The organism is Methanocella arvoryzae MRE50 (genome assembly GCF_000063445.1).
In the GTDB taxonomy this organism is placed as follows: Archaea; Halobacteriota; Methanocellia; order Methanocellales; family Methanocellaceae; genus Methanocella_A; species Methanocella_A arvoryzae.
Window position 1 is genome coordinate 1522105 of sequence record NC_009464.1, and the last position, 19821, is coordinate 1541925.

The 19821-nt window shown below is 54.0% G+C and carries 21 protein-coding genes; 5 read left to right on the forward strand and 16 right to left on the reverse strand.

Annotated elements, in window-relative coordinates; all coding sequences use genetic code 11:
* Nucleotides 1–125: 125 nt before the first annotated feature.
* Genes glmU (RCI_RS07645) through glmU (RCI_RS07660) form a run of 4 tightly spaced genes read right to left on the reverse strand, consistent with a single transcriptional unit; the run spans nucleotide 126 to nucleotide 5701 of the window.
* The gene (gene glmU, locus RCI_RS07645) at nucleotides 126–1352 is read right to left on the reverse strand and encodes a bifunctional sugar-1-phosphate nucleotidylyltransferase/acetyltransferase (RefSeq protein ID WP_012035845.1); all 1227 of its coding nucleotides are present in this window, start codon (nucleotides 1350–1352) and stop codon (nucleotides 126–128) included.
* Nucleotides 1340–2656: a phosphoglucosamine mutase gene (gene glmM, locus RCI_RS07650; protein ID WP_012035846.1), complete on the reverse strand. Its 1317-nt coding sequence runs from the start codon at nucleotides 2654–2656 to the stop codon at nucleotides 1340–1342. Before glmM ends, glmU (RCI_RS07645) begins: the two co-directional genes overlap by 13 nt.
* A gap of 1 nt (nucleotide 2657) precedes the next feature.
* The gene (glmS, locus tag RCI_RS07655) at nucleotides 2658–4484 is read right to left on the reverse strand and encodes a glutamine--fructose-6-phosphate transaminase (isomerizing) (RefSeq protein WP_012035847.1); all 1827 of its coding nucleotides are present in this window, start codon (nucleotides 4482–4484) and stop codon (nucleotides 2658–2660) included.
* A 14-nt stretch (nucleotides 4485–4498) separates the two neighbouring features.
* Complete coding sequence (gene glmU, locus RCI_RS07660) at nucleotides 4499–5701, reverse strand: bifunctional sugar-1-phosphate nucleotidylyltransferase/acetyltransferase (RefSeq protein WP_012035848.1); 1203 nt, start codon at nucleotides 5699–5701, stop codon at nucleotides 4499–4501.
* 251 nt (nucleotides 5702–5952) lie between these two features.
* Here glmU (RCI_RS07660) and RCI_RS07665 point away from each other — a divergent pair, with 251 nt between their 5' ends.
* Entirely contained in the window at nucleotides 5953–6099 is a 147-nt protein-coding gene (locus RCI_RS07665) for a 50S ribosomal protein L40e (RefSeq protein WP_012035849.1), read from the forward strand.
* 254 nt (nucleotides 6100–6353) lie between these two features.
* Here RCI_RS07665 and RCI_RS07670 read toward each other — a convergent pair whose 3' ends face one another.
* A complete protein-coding gene (locus RCI_RS07670; RefSeq protein WP_048198254.1) occupies nucleotides 6354–6545 on the reverse strand; it encodes a hypothetical protein in 192 nt (63 codons plus the stop codon).
* Between the two features lie 170 nt (nucleotides 6546–6715).
* Between RCI_RS07670 and RCI_RS17495 the strand changes: the two genes are divergently transcribed.
* A complete protein-coding gene (locus RCI_RS17495) occupies nucleotides 6716–6847 on the forward strand; it encodes a hypothetical protein (protein ID WP_269446493.1) in 132 nt (43 codons plus the stop codon).
* Nucleotides 6848–6936: 89 nt separating this feature from the next.
* On the opposite strand, the gene RCI_RS07675 is transcribed toward RCI_RS17495, so the two are convergent.
* Nucleotides 6937–7911, reverse strand: a complete 975-nt coding sequence (locus RCI_RS07675) for a transcriptional regulator (protein WP_012035852.1) — start codon at nucleotides 7909–7911, stop codon at nucleotides 6937–6939.
* A gap of 156 nt (nucleotides 7912–8067) precedes the next feature.
* Here RCI_RS07675 and RCI_RS07680 point away from each other — a divergent pair, with 156 nt between their 5' ends.
* Entirely contained in the window at nucleotides 8068–9333 is a 1266-nt protein-coding gene (locus RCI_RS07680; RefSeq protein ID WP_012035853.1) for a tRNA(Ile)(2)-agmatinylcytidine synthase, read from the forward strand.
* A 729-nt stretch (nucleotides 9334–10062) separates the two neighbouring features.
* Here the strand turns inward: RCI_RS07680 and RCI_RS07685 are convergent.
* The 3 genes from RCI_RS07685 to RCI_RS07695 are packed head-to-tail and all read right to left on the reverse strand — an operon-like array spanning nucleotide 10063 to nucleotide 12469.
* A complete protein-coding gene (locus RCI_RS07685) occupies nucleotides 10063–10920 on the reverse strand; it encodes a CBS domain-containing protein (protein WP_012035856.1) in 858 nt (285 codons plus the stop codon).
* 38 nt (nucleotides 10921–10958) lie between these two features.
* Nucleotides 10959–11408 carry a universal stress protein gene (locus RCI_RS07690; RefSeq protein ID WP_012035857.1) on the reverse strand — a complete coding sequence of 150 codons (450 nt, stop codon included), beginning with the start codon at nucleotides 11406–11408 and terminating at the stop codon, nucleotides 10959–10961.
* Complete coding sequence (locus tag RCI_RS07695) at nucleotides 11381–12469, reverse strand: amidohydrolase family protein (RefSeq protein WP_012035858.1); 1089 nt, start codon at nucleotides 12467–12469, stop codon at nucleotides 11381–11383. Before RCI_RS07695 ends, RCI_RS07690 begins: the two co-directional genes overlap by 28 nt.
* Nucleotides 12470–13050: 581 nt before the next feature.
* Here RCI_RS07695 and RCI_RS07700 point away from each other — a divergent pair.
* Nucleotides 13051–13230, forward strand: a complete 180-nt coding sequence (locus tag RCI_RS07700) for a preprotein translocase subunit Sec61beta (protein WP_012035860.1) — start codon at nucleotides 13051–13053, stop codon at nucleotides 13228–13230.
* 71 nt (nucleotides 13231–13301) lie between these two features.
* Here RCI_RS07700 and RCI_RS17180 read toward each other — a convergent pair whose 3' ends face one another.
* From RCI_RS17180 to RCI_RS07710, 3 genes are all read right to left on the reverse strand, one after another.
* Nucleotides 13302–13445 carry a hypothetical protein gene (locus RCI_RS17180; protein ID WP_173363042.1) on the reverse strand — a complete coding sequence of 48 codons (144 nt, stop codon included), beginning with the start codon at nucleotides 13443–13445 and terminating at the stop codon, nucleotides 13302–13304.
* A 68-nt stretch (nucleotides 13446–13513) separates the two neighbouring features.
* Nucleotides 13514–13933 (reverse strand): HEPN domain-containing protein, encoded by a 420-nt coding sequence (locus RCI_RS07705; RefSeq protein ID WP_052309930.1) that lies wholly within the window; start codon nucleotides 13931–13933, stop codon nucleotides 13514–13516.
* The gene (locus RCI_RS07710) at nucleotides 13923–14501 is read right to left on the reverse strand and encodes a nucleotidyltransferase domain-containing protein (protein ID WP_148266572.1); all 579 of its coding nucleotides are present in this window, start codon (nucleotides 14499–14501) and stop codon (nucleotides 13923–13925) included. The genes RCI_RS07705 and RCI_RS07710 overlap by 11 nt, the downstream gene beginning before the upstream one ends.
* Before the next feature lie 89 nt (nucleotides 14502–14590).
* Between RCI_RS07710 and engB the strand changes: the two genes are divergently transcribed.
* Nucleotides 14591–15253, forward strand: a complete 663-nt coding sequence (gene engB, locus RCI_RS07715) for a GTP-binding protein EngB (RefSeq protein WP_012035863.1) — start codon at nucleotides 14591–14593, stop codon at nucleotides 15251–15253.
* A gap of 577 nt (nucleotides 15254–15830) precedes the next feature.
* On the opposite strand, the gene RCI_RS07720 is transcribed toward engB, so the two are convergent.
* The 4 genes from RCI_RS07720 to RCI_RS07735 form a co-directional block, all read right to left on the reverse strand.
* Nucleotides 15831–16679 (reverse strand): winged helix-turn-helix transcriptional regulator, encoded by an 849-nt coding sequence (locus RCI_RS07720; RefSeq protein WP_012035865.1) that lies wholly within the window; start codon nucleotides 16677–16679, stop codon nucleotides 15831–15833.
* Nucleotides 16680–17347: 668 nt separating this feature from the next.
* Complete coding sequence (locus RCI_RS07725; RefSeq protein WP_012035866.1) at nucleotides 17348–18190, reverse strand: hypothetical protein; 843 nt, start codon at nucleotides 18188–18190, stop codon at nucleotides 17348–17350.
* A 16-nt stretch (nucleotides 18191–18206) separates the two neighbouring features.
* Complete coding sequence (locus RCI_RS07730) at nucleotides 18207–19022, reverse strand: ABC transporter permease (protein WP_012035867.1); 816 nt, start codon at nucleotides 19020–19022, stop codon at nucleotides 18207–18209.
* A complete protein-coding gene (locus RCI_RS07735; RefSeq protein ID WP_048198257.1) occupies nucleotides 19019–19813 on the reverse strand; it encodes an ABC transporter permease in 795 nt (264 codons plus the stop codon). The genes RCI_RS07730 and RCI_RS07735 overlap by 4 nt, the downstream gene beginning before the upstream one ends.
* Between the last annotated feature and the right edge of the window lie 8 nt (nucleotides 19814–19821).

Consider the following 19821-nt stretch of genomic DNA (forward strand, 5'->3'; position numbering starts at 1 on the left):
GAGGGGGAAACGATTGCATAAGTAAGTGAGCATATTATAGTATATTATTATATTGGTTATGTGAAAAGCTATTTTATGGTGAGCTTTAGAAAAAACGGCTTACGTAAAAGAGAATAAGAAAAATATTATCTGGTGATCAGGCGCTCGCCCTTTTTGATCTCGCCCTTCGCCAGCTCACCGGGCCCGATAAACGCCCCGGGTCCGATGGAGGTGCCCACGTTGATGAGGCTGCCTATGCCAGTGTGGACGTCGTCGCCCATGATGCAGCCGAGCTTGCGCCTGCCGCTGTCGGTCTTTTTGCCGTTGACGGTCACGGGGATGGTCTTCTCGTCGAGCCGGAGGTTGGCGATCTTGGTGCCGGCGCCGAAGTTGCATCTTTCGCCGATGACGCTGTCTCCTACGTAGCTGAGGTGCCCGATCTTGGTGCCGTTCATTACAATAGAATTCTTGATTTCCACGGCGTTGCCGATGTGGACGTTATTACCAATACTCGTGGATGCCCGGATGAAGCAGTTGGGGCCGATGTCGCAGTTCTCGCCGATAATGCAGGGCCCGACGATGTAGGCGCCATTCCTGATCAGCGTGCCTTTGCCCACTGATACAGGGCCTTTCAGCGTGGCGTTCGGCTCTACTTCGCCCTCTATAGCAGGTTTCAGGTCTTTCAGCGCCAGCTCGTTCGCCGTTAAAAGCTGCCACGGCCTGCCGATGTCCAGCCAGTCGCTGTCCATGACTTCGTAGCCTACGGAGCGGCCGCCGTCTATTAAATACTGCAAAGAATCTGTGATCTCGATCTCTCCCCGGGGCGACAGAGGCGTCTTCTCGATGGCGTCGAAGATGCAGGGATCGAATAAGTAGATGCCCGCGTTCGCCAGGTTGGTCGGCGGCTCGGGGGACTTCTCCACGATGCGAGTGACTCTGGCGCCGTCAGTCTCTATAACCCCGTAGGCCCGGGGGTCGGAGACCTCTTTCACGGTGATGATGGCGTCCTCATTCCTGCCGATCAGCTTTTTCAAATGCCCGGAACTCACCGTAACATCGCCATTTAATGCGATGAACCGGTCGTCGCACGCCTGGGCCGCCATTCCAAAAGCGTGGCCGGTGCCGTTCTGCTTTTCCTGCACGACGTACTCAATGTTCACGCCGAGCCGGGAGCCGTCGCCGAAGTAGCTGGTGATCGCTTCTTTCCGGTAGCCTACGATAAGTAGAAAGTCCGTGATGCCCGCCGCTTTAGCCTCGAGTATGGTGTACTCCAGCATGGGCTTGTTAGCCACTGGCAACATCACTTTTGGCTTGTTTTCGGTGAGCGGGCGCATGCGGGTGCCTTCGCCCGCTGCCAGGATTACTGCGCGCATGAGTCGATGCACCTTTTAACGATAGACTCGGCCTGAGAGTAAAGCTTTTCGGCCGCGCCCTCATCGACGGCCTCCGCCGTAATCCTGATCTTGGGCTCGGTGCCCGACGGCCTGATCAGCACCCAGCCTTCGGGGTATTCCACCCTCACGCCGTCCAGCGTGTTGATCCTGGAGTTCGCCTGTTCGATCTCCGCCCGGATGCCGCCCATGATGTCGGCCTTATTACCATGTGAAAATTTCATGCCGCCCCTCTTGAGCGGGTACCTCGGAAGATCGGCGATCGCCTTCGACAGCCTGCCATTTTTACTCACCAGCTCCACGAGCTTGGCTGCAGCGTAGATGCCGTCGGGACAGTAGGAGATCCTCGGGAAGATCCAGGTGCCGCTGGTCTCCCCGCCGAAGTCGGCGTTGACCTTGCGCACTTCCTCCGACACAAAAGCGTCCCCGATCCGGGTACGATATACTTTGACCCCGGGCTTGCACCTGTCCACTACCATGGAGGCGTCCACAGGGCATACCACAGAGTCCTTTACTTCGAACCGGCAGAAGTATGCCAGCAGTTCGTCGCCCGTCACGAGCCTGCCCTGGTCGTCCACGGCCATCATGCGGTCCGCATCCCCGTCGTGGGCAATCCCCAGGTCGGCGTCGAAGGCTTTCACTGCCTCTTTCAGCTCGGAGAGGTTCTCGTCGATCGGCTCGGGGTCCCTTGCGGGGAAGAAGCCGTCGGGCTGGGCGTTGAGCGATATCACCTTGCAGCCCATCTCCCGGAGCACGTAGGGAGTGATCGTCGTGGCGGCGCCGCAGCCGCAGTCGACGACGACTTTGAGGCTGCACTTCTCGACGTTCCTGAGGATGACGTCGATGTGATCCAGAATGGCGTTGCTGGCGTGGCTTTCGGAGCCGATGTACTCCCACCCGACGCCCCTGATGTCGCTCTCGATCAGCCGTTCCAGCTCGTCCTGCTGCTTGAGCGAGAAGGCCATGCCGTCCGGGTTCCAGAACTTGATGCCGTTGTACTCGGGCGGATTGTGGGAGGCAGTGATCATGATGCCGCAGTCGTAGTTGCGGGCGGCGTAGGCGAGAGTCGGCGTGGAGACCAGCCCTATCCGGGTCACCCTCGCTCCCGAGCAGAGCATGCCTGCGACCATGGCGTCCTCGATCATGTGGCTGGAGGTCCGGGGATCGTGGCCGATGACGATTTTCTTGTGTAGCAAGCCAAGAGCTTTGCCGGCTTTGAGCGCCAGCTCCGGGGTCATTCCCGAGCCGATGACGCCCCTGATGCCTGATGAGCCGAATAGCGCCATTTTACTCCACCGTGACTGATTTGGCGAGGTTCCTGGGCTTGTCGATCGGGCAGCCGGTGCAGACGGCCACGTGGTAGGCGAAGAGCTGGAGCACGATGGAGGACAGGATGGGCGAGACGATCTCCCCGACGTCCGGCACTCTGATGACCACGTCGACCAGCTGGGAGATGGCTTCGTCGCCCTCGCTGGCGATGGCGATGACCGATGCATCCCGGGCTTTGATCTCCTTGATGTTGCTGATCATTTTTTCGTACGTGGGAGACTTTGTGGTGATGGCGATGACGGGCACGCCAGTGGTCAGCAGGGCCAGCGGCCCGTGCTTCAGTTCTCCGGCTGCGAAGCCTTCGGAGAAGATGTAGGAGATCTCTTTCAGCTTTAAAGCGCCTTCCAGCGCCACCGGGTAGTTGAGGTGGCGGCCTACGAAGAGGAACAGGTTAGCCCTGGAGAAAATTTTAGCATAGCTGGCGATAGCCTCGCTCTGGTCCAGGACCGCCTGGGCGTCCCTGGGCAGGTTTTTCAGATCCGACAGCAGTTTCATGGCGTTGTAGGCGTTGAGGGTGTTTCTCCTGCGGCCGAGGTAGATGGAGAGCAGGTACATGACGGCCAGCTGGGAGGTGAACGTCTTGGTCGCGGCGACGCCGATCTCGGGGCCGCATCGCATGTAGATCGTGCTCTGGGATTCCCGGGCGATGGTGCTGCCGACTGTGTTCGTTACGGCGATGACATAGGCGCCCTTCTTGACCGCGTCCTTGACGGAGGCGGCGGTGTCCGCCGTCTCGCCCGACTGGGAGAGCGCGATGATGAGGGTGTGGTGGTCGGTCCTGCTGGAGGAGTACCGGAACTCCGAGCCGATCTCCACGCTGACCGGTACGTCGGTCAGCATTTCGAGGACGTATTTGCCGGCGAGGCCCGCGTGGTAGGAGGTGCCGCAGGCGACGATGACGATGCGGCGGATGTCGTTTATCTGCTCCTGCGTCAGCTTGATCTCCGGCAGCTCCACGTCGCCGGTGAGCTCGTTGATGCGGCCGGAGAGCACGTCTTTCAGGGATTTGGGCTGCTCGTGGATCTCCTTGAGCATGAAGTGCTCGTAGCCGGACTTCTCCGCCGCTTCGAGGTCCCATTCGATGATGCGGACTTCCCGCAGTACGCTGTTGCCGTTGAAGTCCTTGATGGAGAGGCCGTGCGGCGTCAGGATGGCGATGTCGCCGTCGTCGAGGAAGACGGCCCTTCTCGTGTACCGGAGGAATGCGGTGACGTCGGAGGCGAGGAAGAACTGGTCGTCCCCGATGCCGATGACGAGGGGGCTCTCTTTGCGGGCGGCGATGATCTGGTCGGGCTCGTCCTTATTAATTAACGCGAAGGCGAAAGAGCCTCTGAGGTGCTGGACCGCCTCGAGTATGGCGCGGAGTGTGTTGCCTGTATAGTACTCTTCTACGAGGTGGCTGATGACCTCGGTGTCGGTCTCGGAGGTGAACACGTGGCCTCTGGCCTGTAGCTCTTTCTTAAGCTCCTGGTAGTTCTCGATGATGCCGTTGTGGACGACGGCGATCCTGCCGGTGCAGTCCCGGTGGGGGTGGGCGTTAGCCTGAGAGGGCTTGCCGTGGGTGGCCCACCTGGTGTGGCCGATGCCTACGCTGGACATCAGCGTTTTTGGCACCTGCTCCTTGAGCCTGGCGATCCGCTCCGCCGACTTGATGATCTCCACTCCGTCGCCGTTGACGACGGCGATGCCTGCCGAGTCGTAGCCCCGGTATTCGAGCCGGCCCAGCGAGTCGAGCAGTACTTCAGTCGTTTTTCCGCATCCGATATAACCGACTATTCCACACATGTTTGGTCTACCCCTTACAGGACCTTCGTATTGTCTGCCACACTCGACCCGATCAGCGCCCCCGAGCCGATCTTGCACCTGACTCCGATGATCTTGCCCGGCTTGACTAACACCCTGCCACCGATGTTTGTGTTATCTCCGACGACGGCGCCGATGGTGGCGCGCATCAGGGAGTTCTCGACCTCTACCCGGGTCGTCTCGGCCTCCGCGATGAACGAGGAGCCGAGGGTCGTGCCTTCGCCTATGATTGAGGAGGAGATGTTGCTGAAGGACGACACTCTGACGTTGTTCATGAGTATGCTGTTGGAGATTCTGGCGAACGGCTCGATCGTGGAGTTGCTGCCGATGCTGGTGCTCGGCAAAATCACAGTGTTCGGGCCGATGTCGCAGCTGTCGCCAATAGAAACGGGCCCGACGATGTATGAGCCGGACCGGATCACCGTGTTTTCCCCGATGTAGACGGGGCCGAGGATGCGGGCGCCCTCCTCGACTGTGCCATGGTTCTCCGGCTTCCGCCCGGCCAGCGTGGCCGCGTTGAGGTCGATGAGGTTCCACAGGTAGACGGCGTCCATCCAGAGCGCGCTCGTGTGGACGGCTCTAACGGAGTAGTTGCTCTCGATCATCTTCCTGATCGCGTCGGTGACCTCATATTCGCCCCGCTCGGAGATGTCCATGTACTCCAGGAAATCAAAGACCTTGGGGGAGAAACAGTAGACGCCCGCGTTGACGATGTTGCCGGCCTCTTTGTACTTCGGCTTCTCCTCAATGCCTTTGACGAGGTTGTTCTGCGTCTCCACGACGCCGTAAGCCTGGGCCTTGTCCACGCTGACCGTGAGCATGGTCGCGTCCCCGACCTTGTACTTGATGATCTCTTTAATGGCGGACGCGTCGATCACGGTGTCGCCGTTTATCACCAAAAAGTGGTCTTTGATCAGGTGGGATGCCTGCCGGAGCGCGTGCGCCGTCCCGAGCTGCTGGAACTGCTCCACGTAGGTGATGTTCACGCCCCACTTGTGGCCGTCGCCGAAGTAGTCCATGATCTTTTCCCGCTTGTATCCCACCACCATGACAATGTCGATGATGCCGCTCTCCTGGAGAGCGTTGATTACATATTCTAAAATAGGCTTGTTGCCGACCGGGATCATCACCTTGGGACGGGTTGCCGTAAAAGGCTTCAGCCTGCTACCCTCGCCAGCGGCAAGAACGACTGCCTTCATAGTAGAAACATCCTCTTAAAGTTGTAATAGTTATATTAATGTAATTATCATCAGGTAAGATAACGCCTACCAGTATTTTAAGGTTTTCAATGGGTTGGTAAGTAGAATATACAGAAAAAATAGCTTTTTAACCGGAATTTTCCCCGCATTTCCGCGGTATCCGGTAATTATCATAGCTCTGCCTGACCAAAATAGTTATATGCTTCCAGCACTTTTAGATGGAACATCTTAAAATAACAGAGGTACTTATCATGGCGAGATTCCCCGAAGCAGAGGCCCGGACCCTGAACCTCCAGATCTGCCGCAAATGCAACGCGCGGAACGCGTTAAGGGCAACGCGCTGCAGAAAGTGCGGTTACGAAGGTCTCAGGCCGAAGAAGAAAGAGCTGAAGAAATAATCAAATACTTGCACGGTGACGGCCATACTGGAGCGTATATTCTCCGGGGCGGTCACGGTGCTGACCATTTTATTAGCCAGTGCTAAAACGAAGCGTGCGATCATTTTTAAGTTGCCCTTCCTTGATCGAAAATAGCGGTAGCCATCGCTATTATATAGCGACTGCTATCGGGATGAGGCCAGTTCTGCAGAAGTAGTCTATAGTTTAAAGAAGGTAAAGAGTTACCCGGCCCGGCCAGCCCTGCCCCCATTAGATTAGGAGCCTACAATAATGTCGTCCTGCCCGGGCTTATCCTTCAGGATCTTCTTCAGTGCCAGCTTGTCGTGTTTCTGTTCCAGCGCGAAGCCGATCAGCGAGGCGTAAGCGTCCTTGATCGTCATGTCGTGATCGACGGCGAACTTCTTGACTTCCTTGTGGACCTTGTCCGGGATCTCCACCTTTGACATACCGGATTTGTGTATGTCTGTCAAGAGGATATATACATTGCCGTAGTCGGAAAATAGTCAGAATGTAGCATATAAATACTACACCCGGACGACATTAATTACATAGCGGTCGACGGAGGTTTTTCGGGTCTGCCCGGAGCGAAGCGGAGGGATGCGGAGGCGGCAGGGTAATGGACGCCTACGAAGTGGCGTCGCTTAGGGCTTGCGAAGGAGGTTTGACTGGCGCTGCCGAAGGCGCAGCCAGGTCGTACCTCCGGGGGTGCGAGCCCGGCCCTGACGGCACAGCACCCGAAAAACCGTAGTAGGACGCCCATCAGGGCGGCCGTCGACCCGCTATAAGAAGAGATATTGCCATGGATATGTGCTAAAAGAAGAAGCGATCGATCGAGAGCTACTTACCCGCGTTCGCCTTCTTCACTTCACGAGACAACAATAAGTCGAACAGATCGCTCCGGTCGTCGAACTGCTTGAGCTCTTCGCTCTTGATCAGCAGCGTATTCCCGACTGCCTTGGGCCTGTGAGGCCCTTTGACTATGAAGAGGGAATAGGTGCCGGCGACGTCTGCCAGGCTGGACATGAATTTCGCCTTCTTCAGCATGGCTTCGTTGTAGTCGCTGACCCCGGTGATCATCTTGGCTGCGTCGTCCTGGGACAGCGCGTTGAACGGGGCTTTTGTGGTGTGGAACACCTCGAAGCCTATGTGCATGAGCGTGCCGAGCGCTTCTTTTTCCAGGGCGCTGGCGTTGCGCAGGTCGTTGGGAGACGGGTCCGCGTCTTTGGCGGTCCGCTCGAACATGACGATCATGTTGACGGGGCACGCAATGGGCGCGTCCAGGATCTCTTCCAGCTTCAGCGCCGCCTCTATAGTAGCGTTCATGCCGCTCTCGTACTTGCTGATGGTCCTCCGGGACACGCCGAGGGCCATGGCCAGCTCGCCCAGAGAAATGTTTTTAGCCTCTCTCAGCGACCTCAATGTTTCGCCGTCGATCTCCACGTACAGGCCGCCCGGCGCCGCGTACACGAGAGGAGGCACCTCCTCGATGAAGAAGTCGTGGAGCGTCTCGATGTTGACGCAGGGTATGCCGTACCTGAGGTACACTGCCCCTATCTCCAGGGGGTGGTCGTTGGTGTGCTCGCCGATCACGATCGGAGAGCCGTTGAAGAGCACGGACAGCCGTCGCATCTCCTGGGAAGTCTCTTCGCTCATGCCCTCGATGTTCGACAGGACTTTGACAAGTAGCAGGGTTTTACCCCTTCGAGCCGCCACGTCAAAACTTCGGGGCCGGATGTCGCACTTCTCCGAGAGGGTGAACTCTGCTTTCCACAGCAGAGCGATGACTCTGTCCAGCAGCGTTTCCCGGGTCATAATCCGAAAGAGTTATATCCTTAACATGTTAGTGTCATTTTTCAAATATTAATACGTTTTGTATGGGGAAATGGTGCCTGGCGGCACTAATTTAATGCGTGGGAAAGGAAAAACAAAGAGTGACCCACGGAACAAAAACAGAAGTGGAGAGAAAAAATGCTCTACGTAGGACTCGACGACACCGACTCGAAGCTCGGCATGTGTACCACGTATCTGGCAGCAGTTTTAGCAGAGCGTCTCGCTAAGTTCGGGCTTGTCGGATTCCCCCGCCTGATCAGGTTCAACCCCAACATCAAATACAAGACCAGAGGCAACGCCGGCCTCGCGCTCGCACTGGATGCAGGCCCCGGGGCGATGGACGAGGTAGAGCGGATTGCGCTGGCCGCCGTCAAAGAGCACGCCCGCCTGGAAGACGAGAACACCAATCCCGGAGTGGTATTGTATTGCGGCGAGATCACTCAGGAGCTCAAGGATTACGCCCTCCGGGTGGTCAGAGATGTGGTGGAGATATCCGAGGCAGAGGCCCTGGCAGAAAAGTACGGCATGCGCGTCCACAAGTTCAAGATCGGCAGGGGCATCATCGGCGCTCTCGGGGCTATCTGCATGGACCTCTACGACCACACTTACGAGCTTCTGGCCTACCGGATGCCGGAAAACTACGAGAAGCCCCGGCAGCTGGACCGAAGCTCTGTATACGCAATGGACGCTGCCACCTACCCCGATACGTGGGACAACGTAGACCTGCATAACAAGGTGATCGTATTCTCACCGCATACCCCGGACCCCGTCCTGTACGGCATCCGGGGCAACAGCCCTGATGTTTTATTAAAAGCGCAGCGGATGCTGGTAACCGAGCCGGTGGAGCGTTGCCAGATCTTCATCACCAACCAGGGCACGGACATGCACCTGCTATCGGTCGGATCTATTGTGGAGGCGAAGGACGACCGTTCGTATATTCTCAAGGGAAAAGTGACGCAGGCGCCACATACTATCGAGGGGGGCCACGTCTTCTTCGAGATCGGGGACAAAACCGGGGTTTTAAAGTGCTCCGCCTTCGAGCCGACCAAGAATTTTAGAGAGATCGTGCGCAAGCTGGTGCCCGGAGACGAGGTGAAGGTTTACGGCAGCGTCAAGGATCGGACGGTAAATCTGGAAAAGCTGGAGATCGTAAATCTCGTACCCCTGACTCGGACAGTGTCTCCTGTCTGCCCGCAGTGCGGCCGGCACATGGAGTCCGCAGGCGCGGGCCAGGGCTACCGGTGCAGGAAGTGCAAGACAAAGGCGCCTGGGCAGATTACTCAGGAGATCGAGAGAGACCTGAAGTTTGGGCTCTACGAAGTCCCGCCCACGGCAAGGAGGCACCTGGCAAAGCAGATCATCAGGATTGCTGAGCCGTGGTGCGCGATGCATCCAAGCAGGTAAAAGAAGGCAATATAGCACTTACATGCCGTTGGCCGGCAGGATTTCTTGAAATTATTTATGCCCCAACACGCGAGCCAACGGCCGTTCTCGAAGCTTTTTATACCATAACACGCGGGTCGACGGCCGACCTGATGGTCGGCCTACTACGGTTTTTCGGGTGCTACGCCGTCAGGGCCGGACTCGCACCCTCGCAACGAAAACCCGGCAGGCGCTACGCCGCCGCCGGTTTACGTTGCTTCGCAAGTCCTAAGCACCGCCGCCTACGGCAGGCGGTCATTGCCCTGCCGCCTCCGCATCCGGCTGATGCCGGACAAGCCCGAAAAACCTTCGTCGACCGCGAGTACTAGTAAGGTCAAAGGGTATAGCGGTCGGCGAGGCGTTTCGGGTCTGCCCGGAGCGAAGCGGAGGGATGCGGAGATGGCCGGGTAATGGACGACTGCCGAAGGCGGTGTCGCTTAGCGCTTGCGAAGGAGGTTCGACTGGCGCAGCCGAAGGCGCAGCCAGGTCGTACCGACGAGGGTGCGAGCGCGGCCCGGACATCGGAGCACCCGAAACGACGAGTAGCCCGCCGTCAGGCGGGCGTCGACCCGCGATTATTCGCATGAACTACAGACAGAACGGGCGTCGACCCGCGAGGATTGAGTGATAACGTTACTGGAATGCCATTTGGCCTTATGGAAAAAAGCGAGTAAGGCGATGGCATAGAAACCATCGACCTAGATCCTCGATCTACTGTTCCTTTTCCGCGATCACTGCCAGCAATTCTCTGTCCAGCAGTAAACCGTCGAGCTTGTTGTCCGCCGTAATAACCGGCACCTGCTCGATCCTGTTGCGGCGCATCTTCTTGGCGACTTCCGAGACTGGTGTCTTGTGGAAGGCGGTGATGACGCTCTTGACCATGACGCTCTTGACGGGCACGTCAGGCAGCGAAATCCTCGAGACGCCGTAGTACAGGCTCATGGTGTCGCGCATGCTTTCCCACGTCCACTTGTCCTCATCGGAGGCGGCGGACATGTCTGAGCGCTCGACGGAGTCCTCGATGCGGCTGAGGTTGATGATGTCGGTGATGCTGATGATGCCGGCCAGCTCGCGCTTGGTGTTCAGGACGGGCAGCGCGTCCCTTTTGCTCAGCCGGATGATCTCCGCGGCTACGGGCACAGGGGTTTCATCCCATATGGCCACGACTCCGTCCCGGATGAAGTTCTTGATCTGGTCCTGGATGTCCATCTGGCCGATGGCGCCGATGATGTCGCTGACGGTGACGATGCCGACCAGCTTGCCCCGGACCACGACGGGCAGCCTGCGCAGGCCGGTCTGGAGGAGGATGGCGGCAGCCCTGGAGAGGGGAGCGTCGGGTGTGATCGTGACAGGCTCCCGGGTCATGAGCATCGCTATCTGCTCCTCTTCAGGGTGCTTCAGGAGGTCGATACGGGTGACGATGCCCAGTAAAGTGCCCTCCTTGACTACGGGTACGGCTGAGATACGCTCCTTCTGCATGAGGTCGAGAATCTCATCCCTTGTCCCCGGAATCTCAATGCTCTTTACGTTCTTGATCATAATGTCGTCTACTGTAACTGCCTGCTTCATAGCACACCTCGAATGGCTCTTATAATATACATACTTATTTATTTGCCGGCTTCTTTATGGCTCTTGATAACCAGTACCGGGCAAGGAGCGATGCGAACCACTTTTTCCGCTACGCTGCCCAGGAGTATCCTGTCTATGCCACTCTTGCCCAGGGTGCCGACGATGATGAGGTCGACCTCATTGTCCTTTGCGAACCTGGTGATCTCGACCGCCGGGTTGCCTTCCAGCACGTGGGTCTCTATGTCGATGCCCTGGCCGGCTTCCTTCACCCGGTTCACGGCTGCCTCGCCCTCGTCCTTCAGCAGCTGGTACATGTTTTCCCAGGTGACGTCCATGGGGATAGACGTAAAAGTGACTGTATCCACAACGTATACTGCGTATACTTTAGACTTGTGCTGCTGCGCGAGCTGAAGGCCTGTTTCTACCGCGCTCTGAGTCCTCTTAGAGCCATCTGTCGCTATCAGGATTTTCTTGAAGAGTTCTGCCATATTCTGCCTCCTATGATCGTATAGCCTATATCGTCCGGGCGGGCCCGCCTGACGATCGTGCCCAGCAGGTTCCTGCTAAACTTCAGGTTGTCCGAGCCCTGCCTCAGCACAATCAGGTCTGCGTCCTTCCCGGGAAGAATCGAGCCCCTGCTCCCACCGCAGCCCATGAGCCTGGCACCATTTAAGGTTGCCATTCTAAATGTATACGCATCGTTATGTAAAAATGCTTTTGATACCCATTCCATCTCCCGGAACATGTCCGGCCCGTTCAGCATGACATTATCCGTGCCGAGCGCAAGCTGCACCCCCGCCTCGACCATTTCCCTGAGCGGGGGAAGCCCGACGCCGGTGAGAGCGTTAGACCGGGGGCAGACCACCACAGGGATGCCCAGGTCTGCCGTTTTCCTGATGTCGGCCGCGGTGGCATGAGTCATGTGCACGATGAAGTCGGGGGAGATCTCCATCGCCCCCGGGATGTCAGTGGCGTTCAACTCCCCGGCGTGGATGCCCAGCAGCTTGCCCGCCTTCCTCGCGCTGGCCCCGAGGCTGAGCAGGAGATCCCGGGGCATGTCGTTAGCTCCGCTCAGGCCCAGTCCGTCAGCGGCCTGCAGCACTTCCGCTACACTGTCGGCACCGGCCAGCCGGCCCATGATCGTCGCCCGGTTACCCGCGACGTCCCGGAGCAGGCGGACGCCGGCGACGCCGTTCTCCCGGAAGTCGATGCAGTGGCAGGTGCCCGTAGCCGCCATGTCGGCGAGCGCCGAAGCCATCCCAGAAGCGATCGTTTCGGGCGGCGTCTCTCTGAGGATCCGGTGCTTCAGCCCGTCCGGCGGGGCGACCAGTTCGGCCAGCGGCATGTACGGCAGATCCTTCGCAACCGAGTCGCCCAGGTGAGTGTGCGCGTTGATGAACGCCGGGCACACGATTCCCTGGATGCTCCCCTGAGTCCTGTCGAAGCCGACCTCCCTTATCTTGCCGTCCCGGATGACCAGGTAGCCCTCCCGGGCCTCGAAATCGTCACCGTAGAGCAGAGTACCTGAGACGACGTATTCTTCGGGCATAGCAAGACATATTGGCGCCCCGGTAAAAAATACCTTTGTGCCCGGGCCGGGAGAATATTAGAATATAGAGCTGAAGATGGGGGGACAGCATGTCGAACGCTGCGCTATGCCTCGCCTAATTGTACAGGCTACCCCGAGACAGCATGTCGAACGCTGCGCTGTGCTAGTCCTCACAGATGCCACAGATTCCAATTGATTCCACAGATTTCTCTGCTGAATCCACAGATTACTACACGATATCACAGAAGGAATACTTTACTACTATTCGAACACCGATAGCAGTCATAAGACAGTCGATCAAATTTTTTAGTTATCTGTGAGATCGAGCGTCATCTGTGCAATCGGTCGTAATCTGTGGATTCTGTTCCAATCTGTGGCATCTGTGAGATTTTGCACAGCGCAGCGATCGTCTTGCTGTCTCACCGAACCCGGGCAATCAAAGAACGCACAGCGCAGCGTCCGCCCACGTTCACGAGCACAGGGACAACCCCTTAGATCGCACCCCCGAAACTCTTTTTAACAGCAAAGCGGGGAAAGACTTAACTACTTTATCGTGTTAGATATACGAACTGGAGGCTAACATGGCAAGAAGAGAATCGAGCGGTGGCAGTGGCGGTCTGATGTCGTCCGCAGGCCTGATGCGCTATTTCGAGGCCGAGGAATCCGCTATCAAAATCGACCCCAAGACTGTTATCATTGCAGCGGTCGCGTCGGGCGCGTTCATCTGGATCCTTAACTTTACCTACGGCCGCTTCTGGTAAGCTGGACTGCAGGGAAAACTCTTTTTATATTATTTTCGGCACCTTGAGCTTGCCCTTTGTCCGAAGACAGATCATTCAGTCTCCCGGACCTCTTCCGGCTCCCCGCCTTCCTTGCCTTCCCGGGGCTCTTCCCGGGGCGGGAATTCTATTACGGTTTTCTTCTCCTCCGGCGGCACGTACTGGATGGGCTCGTCTCGCTTCTTTCCCCTGGCCATGATTAATAGTTGGCATATGGGCGATTAAAACGAATTCCGGGTTATAGTGGAAAGAAGCGTGGGAGAGATTACTGAGTTTCAAACACCTTTTCTATGGCTGCCACGAGGTCATTCCCCAACATTACTGCAGTGATAGCATCCTGTTTTCCTGCCTCGTACTCTAGCGAATAAATTGCATCATGACGATTTTTCCGGTAGGAATCCAGAACTACCGCATAACGCTTAAGGGACGGATGCTTCTCCCTGAGATACAGCGGGATACATTCATGACTGCGCTCCTTGACGCCATCCACATATAAGATCGCTCTCGCAGCATGGAACATTGCTGTATAAGCGAATACGATAGCCATACGGTACAGGCCGATATCGACGTTCTTTTGAGCCCCGGTCAAATATTCCCGGGCAAGACTTAATGAACGCTTTGCATTCTCAATATCAGGATGCGTGCGGATTAGCAGTCGTTTCTGAAAACAGTCGTCAAGCTTCAATCAAACCACTCCCGAATAAGAGCACATGATCTTTAAGGACGCTTTTATAAAAAGCGTCCCCTCTATCCAGCATAGACTTACAGTCGGAAAGGCGTAAAGTAGTGATGTTGGCTTCTTTATCAAGCCGGTCTTCAATCGCTTTTAAGGGGGGTATCAGTTTCAGTTTATCCGAGTGAGTAATTGCTAAGAAGTCGATGTCGCTGAGATCGTCGAAGTCGCCACGAGCATAGCTACCGTAGAGCACGAGGGAGATAATGCCCGGGTCTGCTTCCTGGAACAGGGCTACAGGCTTAGCGGAAAGCACGAACGCAAGGCCATACGCTTTCTTCAGCGGAGGCACGACGCAATTTTCAGTGTTGAGAGAGTAGAAATGCTCTCTACCGCGGATTTCCTTTAGCAGTAAACCTTCTTCGTGGAAAGAGTCGACGGCCTTGATTACGGTAGACGGGCTGACATTCAATGCTCTCGCAATCTCCTTCTTATAGAATTGCCTGCCCGGACGAGATAGAAAATAAGCCAGTATCTTCATATCGGCATACTTCTCAAATAGTTCGATCAATCGATCCACCGTTCATTTAATAGATCGTAAGTTCGATATATAATACTTATCGTGTTAATGCGATAGGTATACATGTATATAGAGAACTTATTGATTTGATGTCACTGCAGGACTACAAGTCATTCGAGCCCGTGAAAGCTAAGTACGAGATCGTCTTCATCGGCCGGTCTAACGTGGGCAAATCCACGATCATGCGAGAGCTCATAGGCGCGAAGGTCAAGGTAGGCCGCAGGCCGGGCGTCACCCAGAAGCCCAACTACTACCAGTTCGGCGATCTTCTTATTACGGATATGCCCGGGTACGGGTACATGAAGGGTGTGGACCGGGCCAAGCAGGAAAGAGTCAAAGACCTCATCGTCAAATACTTCGAGGATAACGCATCCAGAATCATATGCGCCGTGCAGGTGGTCGACGCGAAGGCCTTCGCCGAGATCGTGGATCGGTGGGACGGCAGAGGCGAGATCCCCATCGACATAGAGCTCAACGACTTCTTATACGATTTAGACCTCGACGTGATCGTCGCCGTGAATAAGATGGATAAAATCCATCCGTCGGCGTGGGACGAGTTCCTCGACGGCATCTGCGACCGGCTCCACATGCTGCCCCCCTGGAACCAGTGGATAGACAAGGTCGCCCCCATCGTCGCCAAGAAAGGCGACGTCAACGTGCTGGGCAAACTCCTCCGGGAACGGCTCCGCAAGGCCGGGCTGGAGAAGTTCGTCAACGCCATCAACGTCAAACAGGGACAGTCGCCGAAATAGGTGCACTGAGCGTTTCTGGTTGCTCAGTGACTAAGCAAGATGAATGCTGCGCTGTGACCGACTGGAAGCAGTCTCTTGTATACAGAACTCTTTCCTGAAAAGTAGGTTTTCGAGTAGAGGATGTGAAAAAGTTGACTGACTCGGCCCCGGGAGGCCCCGGTTTTAAATCGCAAATAGTCAGGTGATGATCGGAGCCATGATCAAGCATAAGTGATTAAAAACTGGCAGTTCCAAGTTTCTGAGCTGGTAAAGCCGCCAAGCCCGCCAAGAGGCCAAGTACGCCAAGCATTATTTTTTATGATAGGTGTGGTTCCGATCGAAAAAGTCCCTGGCGTACCGGACCTCTTAGAGTTCCATGAAAAATTGGCTCTTGGCGAGCTTGGCCCCTTGGCGTTCTTGGCGGTGTTTTCGACATATGCGAGGCCAACTTCTAATTTTTCATAGCCTCTGCCCGAATATCCCATTTTCATAAGGCTATTACTTGGCGACCTTGAAACCCTCGTCGAAACAACAACTTTTTCATGCGACACAGATTCTGACGTTCTGTGATCTGGTACAGCACAGCGTTCGTGTACGTTCACACACTCACCGGCAACTGCCGGGCGATGAGCGCCAGCACTTCTTCATTAAGGTAGTATTTCAGGAACCTCCCGGCGGGCTCTCTATAGACGACTCCGTCTCTTATCAGCTTTTTGAGCTGTACGTAGGCTCCGCTGCTGGTGATATGTAAGTGGCCGGCGATCTCGTCGATGGTCGCCCCGGGGGCTTCCCGGAGGTACGAGACGATGGATATCGCGGCAGGCCGGCTGATCGAGGATATGATCGCCTTTTCTCTCTCGGTATAAACGCCTGAATTGCGGAAGAGCCTGACAAATTTTTCGGACTTGACCAGGGTGATCTTGTGGTCGGACTGGAGTCTGGTGATATGGTACCGGATGGTGCCGAGGTTGAGGTTTTCACGCCGGGAGATGTCGGCCATGGTGGTGCCGGGGTTGTTTTTTATGTAATTGTATATCCGCTCCCTGATCTCGTTGTCCCGCCGGTTTTTCAGCTTGCCTATAACGATGGGCCAGAGCTTGAGGACTGCTGCCAGCGCGGCTGCGGTGACGGCGGCTATCCAGGTGATCTGCTCGACCTGGATTCTCAGTGGCAGCTGCCAGAAGGTGATCGTGGCGTCGGCGCCGCTGGTATCTACAGGACCGGGGATAGGGGATAAGCTTATTGTGTCACCGCTCGCGCCACTCGAATTCCGGGGGCCGGGAATGGGAGAAAAGCCCACTGTATTCCCGCTGGCGCCGCTGGTATCTCCGGGGCCGGGGATGGGGTAGTTGTCCACCGTCGTCTGAGCCGCGGAAGCGGGCAGAGTGGAAACTATGATGAGAAGCAGGATTACGATTAGTGTATTTAGCGCATGTTTCAGGCGCATAATCGCTGTTCAACGCCTTGTATAGTATATCTTTCGATACAGCTTAACGACAGCAATCGATAGTATTATAATACCAGGCGTCATTATATTCTATTGGCGATAGTTCTCAGGAATTATCGTCTCACCTTAAAGGTTTAGTAAGTACAGCGCCGCAAGTTCTGGCGACAGGCTGTCTGGGTTTAGGCCTGTCCGCCTCCGTGAACCCGGCGCTGTGCTTCCCGATGCAAGTTTTTGTTTTCTTACAGCTTTTCGCTATAGGCTGGTAATACTCGACTATCCTGCCCAGGCCGGGCGCCATTACACACACTTATTTGTTTAGTAAGCAATGCGTCTGACAGCACAAGAGAACGGCAAACGTCATTACTGGGTTTGTTCGTTAAAGTCTGCCCGCCCCCGTGCACCGGGCGCTGTGCTTCCAAATCCGGGAGCCGGATACGATAATTGCTTCCATAGTTGCCTACCTGATTCCCCTGGCCATTTTAACGCCCTATCATCGCTCACCTTGCCGATTCATTGCGCCCGGATATTAGATTTTATACTTATTGCGGCCATCATCTGAAACATAGATCGTCCAATTGAAACTCCTATAGTTGTTCTCGGCAACCAGATTATAGACCTTCTGGGACATTTTCTTTTTAAATCGATACCTGTCATACATCGGCTAATCATTAAATTCCTATGTTGCATAGGGTGCCCTCTTGCTCGCTTCCATCAATTTTTATAGGTATACTATTCTTTACATACCCTACGTTTTTAACTTGTACTTTGTAGATTCCCGGAGAAATGTCATTGAAGTAATAAAAGCCAGTATATGGGTCCGATTTTGATATGGTGGGGTTGTTCGGGACGTCGGCTGGCAGGTAACGTGTTTCATTAATCGTATCTTGCCTTAGTAAAGTAATTTCAAGATCTGGTAGGTAGTCCATAGAGGACGAATCTCTTACCCATCCATATATAGTATTACGATTGTGATTAATCGAGTCTGGCACCTTTAAATCCGGGTCATCTGCGCCTACACCGTTGATTGCACCATCAGTGGAAGGATCTAGAGTATGATAAGCTATCCATGAGGAACCGTTTCTTTCGGAGACAATCTTATATTGCCCGTATGGAACCTCTCTGAACTGATACACGGGACCCCAGCTGTCCAGTTCGGCATTACAGTTCATCAACGGATTGCCTGCAGTGTCCACCAGTTTTAAGTCATTGCTGTTCTCTTCTGAGTATGCATACAGTTTGACCGATGCATCGGTGATATACTTCTTTTGTCCATACTTAATTTGAAAATTGATTGTACCCAGGTTATCGTTGTTATTCGAATCAACAATAGCATCTGGTTTCTGGGTTACGTTGAGTTTTTCCGGTGTTTCACCCGATGAATTGATTGAACTGTTGTCGGACCTTGATAACCCAAAGTCTACTGCAGTATTTTGACCGATCATATATACAGCACTTAGGAAAAGGATGCATATGATCGCCATTATGGTAATTAGTATCATCGATTTGTTCATATTCTAGTCTCCATAGTCACAACTCTTCACGGCTAAGAAGGATCGAATTTATCAGTAAGATTACAATGATCTCGGTAATCATCAGCAATAGGTAAGGCAGTGCGTGATCAAGCCATGTCGAATATGGCAATGCCAGGGAGTACAGGTCTTTGCCGGGGGATATGGCAAAGGCTGCAATATACAAGTTTACAGGATTAATAATCTGCAGCTCTCCGAGTGAAGAGGGAACCCATGGCATTCTTGCCAAGTATTCCATAGCTATGAAAGCGATTGATGCCATCATAGCCTCTGCTTTGCTCAGAATTATACAAAAGAACGTGACCAGGCCAATAGTAAAACCACAGTTTAAAAAGAGCAGAAGGATAAACGACCCGGCTCTCAACACTAGTTCTATTGCAGATTCAGGACCTCCGAAAACGATCATCGTCAACGATACGAATAAACATACTGTCAAAGTTATCATCAGAAGTAAAAATACCATAATCCCCAGATATTTACCGATTATGGCATCCCGTCTGTACACCGGTTTAGTGAGTAACAGTCTCAGCGACCCTTTTTTCTCGTCCGTGAACGACACGATCCCGATACAGATGGAAAGGAATGAAAAAAGTGCAGACATATTCCATAAAAAGTTACCAAGACCGACATAAAAAAACGCTTCGTCATGGTCGAGAAAACTAAACCGCGTAGGCAGTACAACTGAAACACCCGCAGCATTTGTAAACGACAGGATCACCATTAGTGCTGCAAACACTATTACAATCGGACTACTGAACAGTCGGGAAATCTCGTTACATGCAATTAATATCATCCCTTTCGATAGTTCTCTCAAGCGACGTCCCTCCTGAGAAATACGGTATAAGTAACGAACATCATGATGCCGGTGTACAACAACAATTTGAGTATTGCCGTCTCCCCATCCGTTGTTATTGCCATGATTATATCTGGCTCGGCTAAGGCAAAGTTAACCAGCGTAAACGGCGAAAAACTACTTATTGTGTATATCACTGATGGGCTGTTTAAATAATATGAGATATATCCTGCAAACCAGTCATCGTTAATGAGATAAAATAGAATTATCCACGAAAGGCAGCTCGTGAAAAAGCTTAACATTTGATCTTTAAGAGCAGTGCAGATCAGCAAGGTCAAAGAATAGAAAAACATAGTAGATGATAACGAAAGCACAAACATTAACGGTAAAATATTAAATATTACTGGCAGTACTTCTGTCGGATCGTTAAAGTATATCCCGATCGCTGTCACGTAAAGCAGCGTCGTAAATATGAATAAGCCAGTTGATAGGATCACTCCGCTCAAAAGTTTACCATTAATGATAGTATCTCTGTACAATGGCTTAGTCAGCAGAGTATTGATTGCCTTTCCGTCCATCTCGGAAAAAAAAGAAGAATACCCAAGGGCCATGGCTACTAACGTGCTATAATAACATGTAGAGTACATGAATAGCACGAATATTAATTCGTTCGAATTATTTGTATTATTACATATGTTTGTAAAAAATGATAATACAAACAAAACGATATAAAACGCGACCATAATAGCCAATATTTTACTATTAACTACGTCCGTTATCTCTTTTTTAGTAATACTCAGGAGATTTGCCATGAACCCAA

Bases quoted from the DNA above. Each gene is read 5' to 3' on its own strand.
- RCI_RS07725 (WP_012035866.1), bottom strand. From the start codon at position 18,190: ATGAACAAATCGATGATACTAATTACCATAATGGCGATCATATGCATC.
- RCI_RS07680 (WP_012035853.1), top strand. From the start codon at position 8,068: ATGCTCTACGTAGGACTCGACGACACCGACTCGAAGCTCGGCATGTGT.
- glmM (WP_012035846.1), bottom strand. From the start codon at position 2,656: ATGGCGCTATTCGGCTCATCAGGCATCAGGGGCGTCATCGGCTCGGGA.
- RCI_RS17495 (WP_269446493.1), top strand. From the start codon at position 6,716: ATGGACGCCTACGAAGTGGCGTCGCTTAGGGCTTGCGAAGGAGGTTTG.
- RCI_RS07690 (WP_012035857.1), bottom strand. From the start codon at position 11,408: ATGGCAGAACTCTTCAAGAAAATCCTGATAGCGACAGATGGCTCTAAG.
- RCI_RS07665 (WP_012035849.1), top strand. From the start codon at position 5,953: ATGGCGAGATTCCCCGAAGCAGAGGCCCGGACCCTGAACCTCCAGATC.
- RCI_RS07735 (WP_048198257.1), bottom strand. From the start codon at position 19,813: ATGGCAAATCTCCTGAGTATTACTAAAAAAGAGATAACGGACGTAGTT.
- glmU (WP_012035845.1), bottom strand. From the start codon at position 1,352: ATGCGCGCAGTAATCCTGGCAGCGGGCGAAGGCACCCGCATGCGCCCG.
- RCI_RS17180 (WP_173363042.1), bottom strand. From the start codon at position 13,445: ATGGCCAGGGGAAAGAAGCGAGACGAGCCCATCCAGTACGTGCCGCCG.
- glmS (WP_012035847.1), bottom strand. From the start codon at position 4,484: ATGTGTGGAATAGTCGGTTATATCGGATGCGGAAAAACGACTGAAGTA.
- RCI_RS07670 (WP_048198254.1), bottom strand. From the start codon at position 6,545: ATGTCAAAGGTGGAGATCCCGGACAAGGTCCACAAGGAAGTCAAGAAG.
- RCI_RS07675 (WP_012035852.1), bottom strand. From the start codon at position 7,911: ATGACCCGGGAAACGCTGCTGGACAGAGTCATCGCTCTGCTGTGGAAA.
- RCI_RS07685 (WP_012035856.1), bottom strand. From the start codon at position 10,920: ATGAAGCAGGCAGTTACAGTAGACGACATTATGATCAAGAACGTAAAG.
- RCI_RS07695 (WP_012035858.1), bottom strand. From the start codon at position 12,469: ATGCCCGAAGAATACGTCGTCTCAGGTACTCTGCTCTACGGTGACGAT.
- RCI_RS07720 (WP_012035865.1), bottom strand. From the start codon at position 16,679: ATGCGCCTGAAACATGCGCTAAATACACTAATCGTAATCCTGCTTCTC.
- engB (WP_012035863.1), top strand. From the start codon at position 14,591: ATGTCACTGCAGGACTACAAGTCATTCGAGCCCGTGAAAGCTAAGTAC.
- glmU (WP_012035848.1), bottom strand. From the start codon at position 5,701: ATGAAGGCAGTCGTTCTTGCCGCTGGCGAGGGTAGCAGGCTGAAGCCT.
- RCI_RS07700 (WP_012035860.1), top strand. From the start codon at position 13,051: ATGGCAAGAAGAGAATCGAGCGGTGGCAGTGGCGGTCTGATGTCGTCC.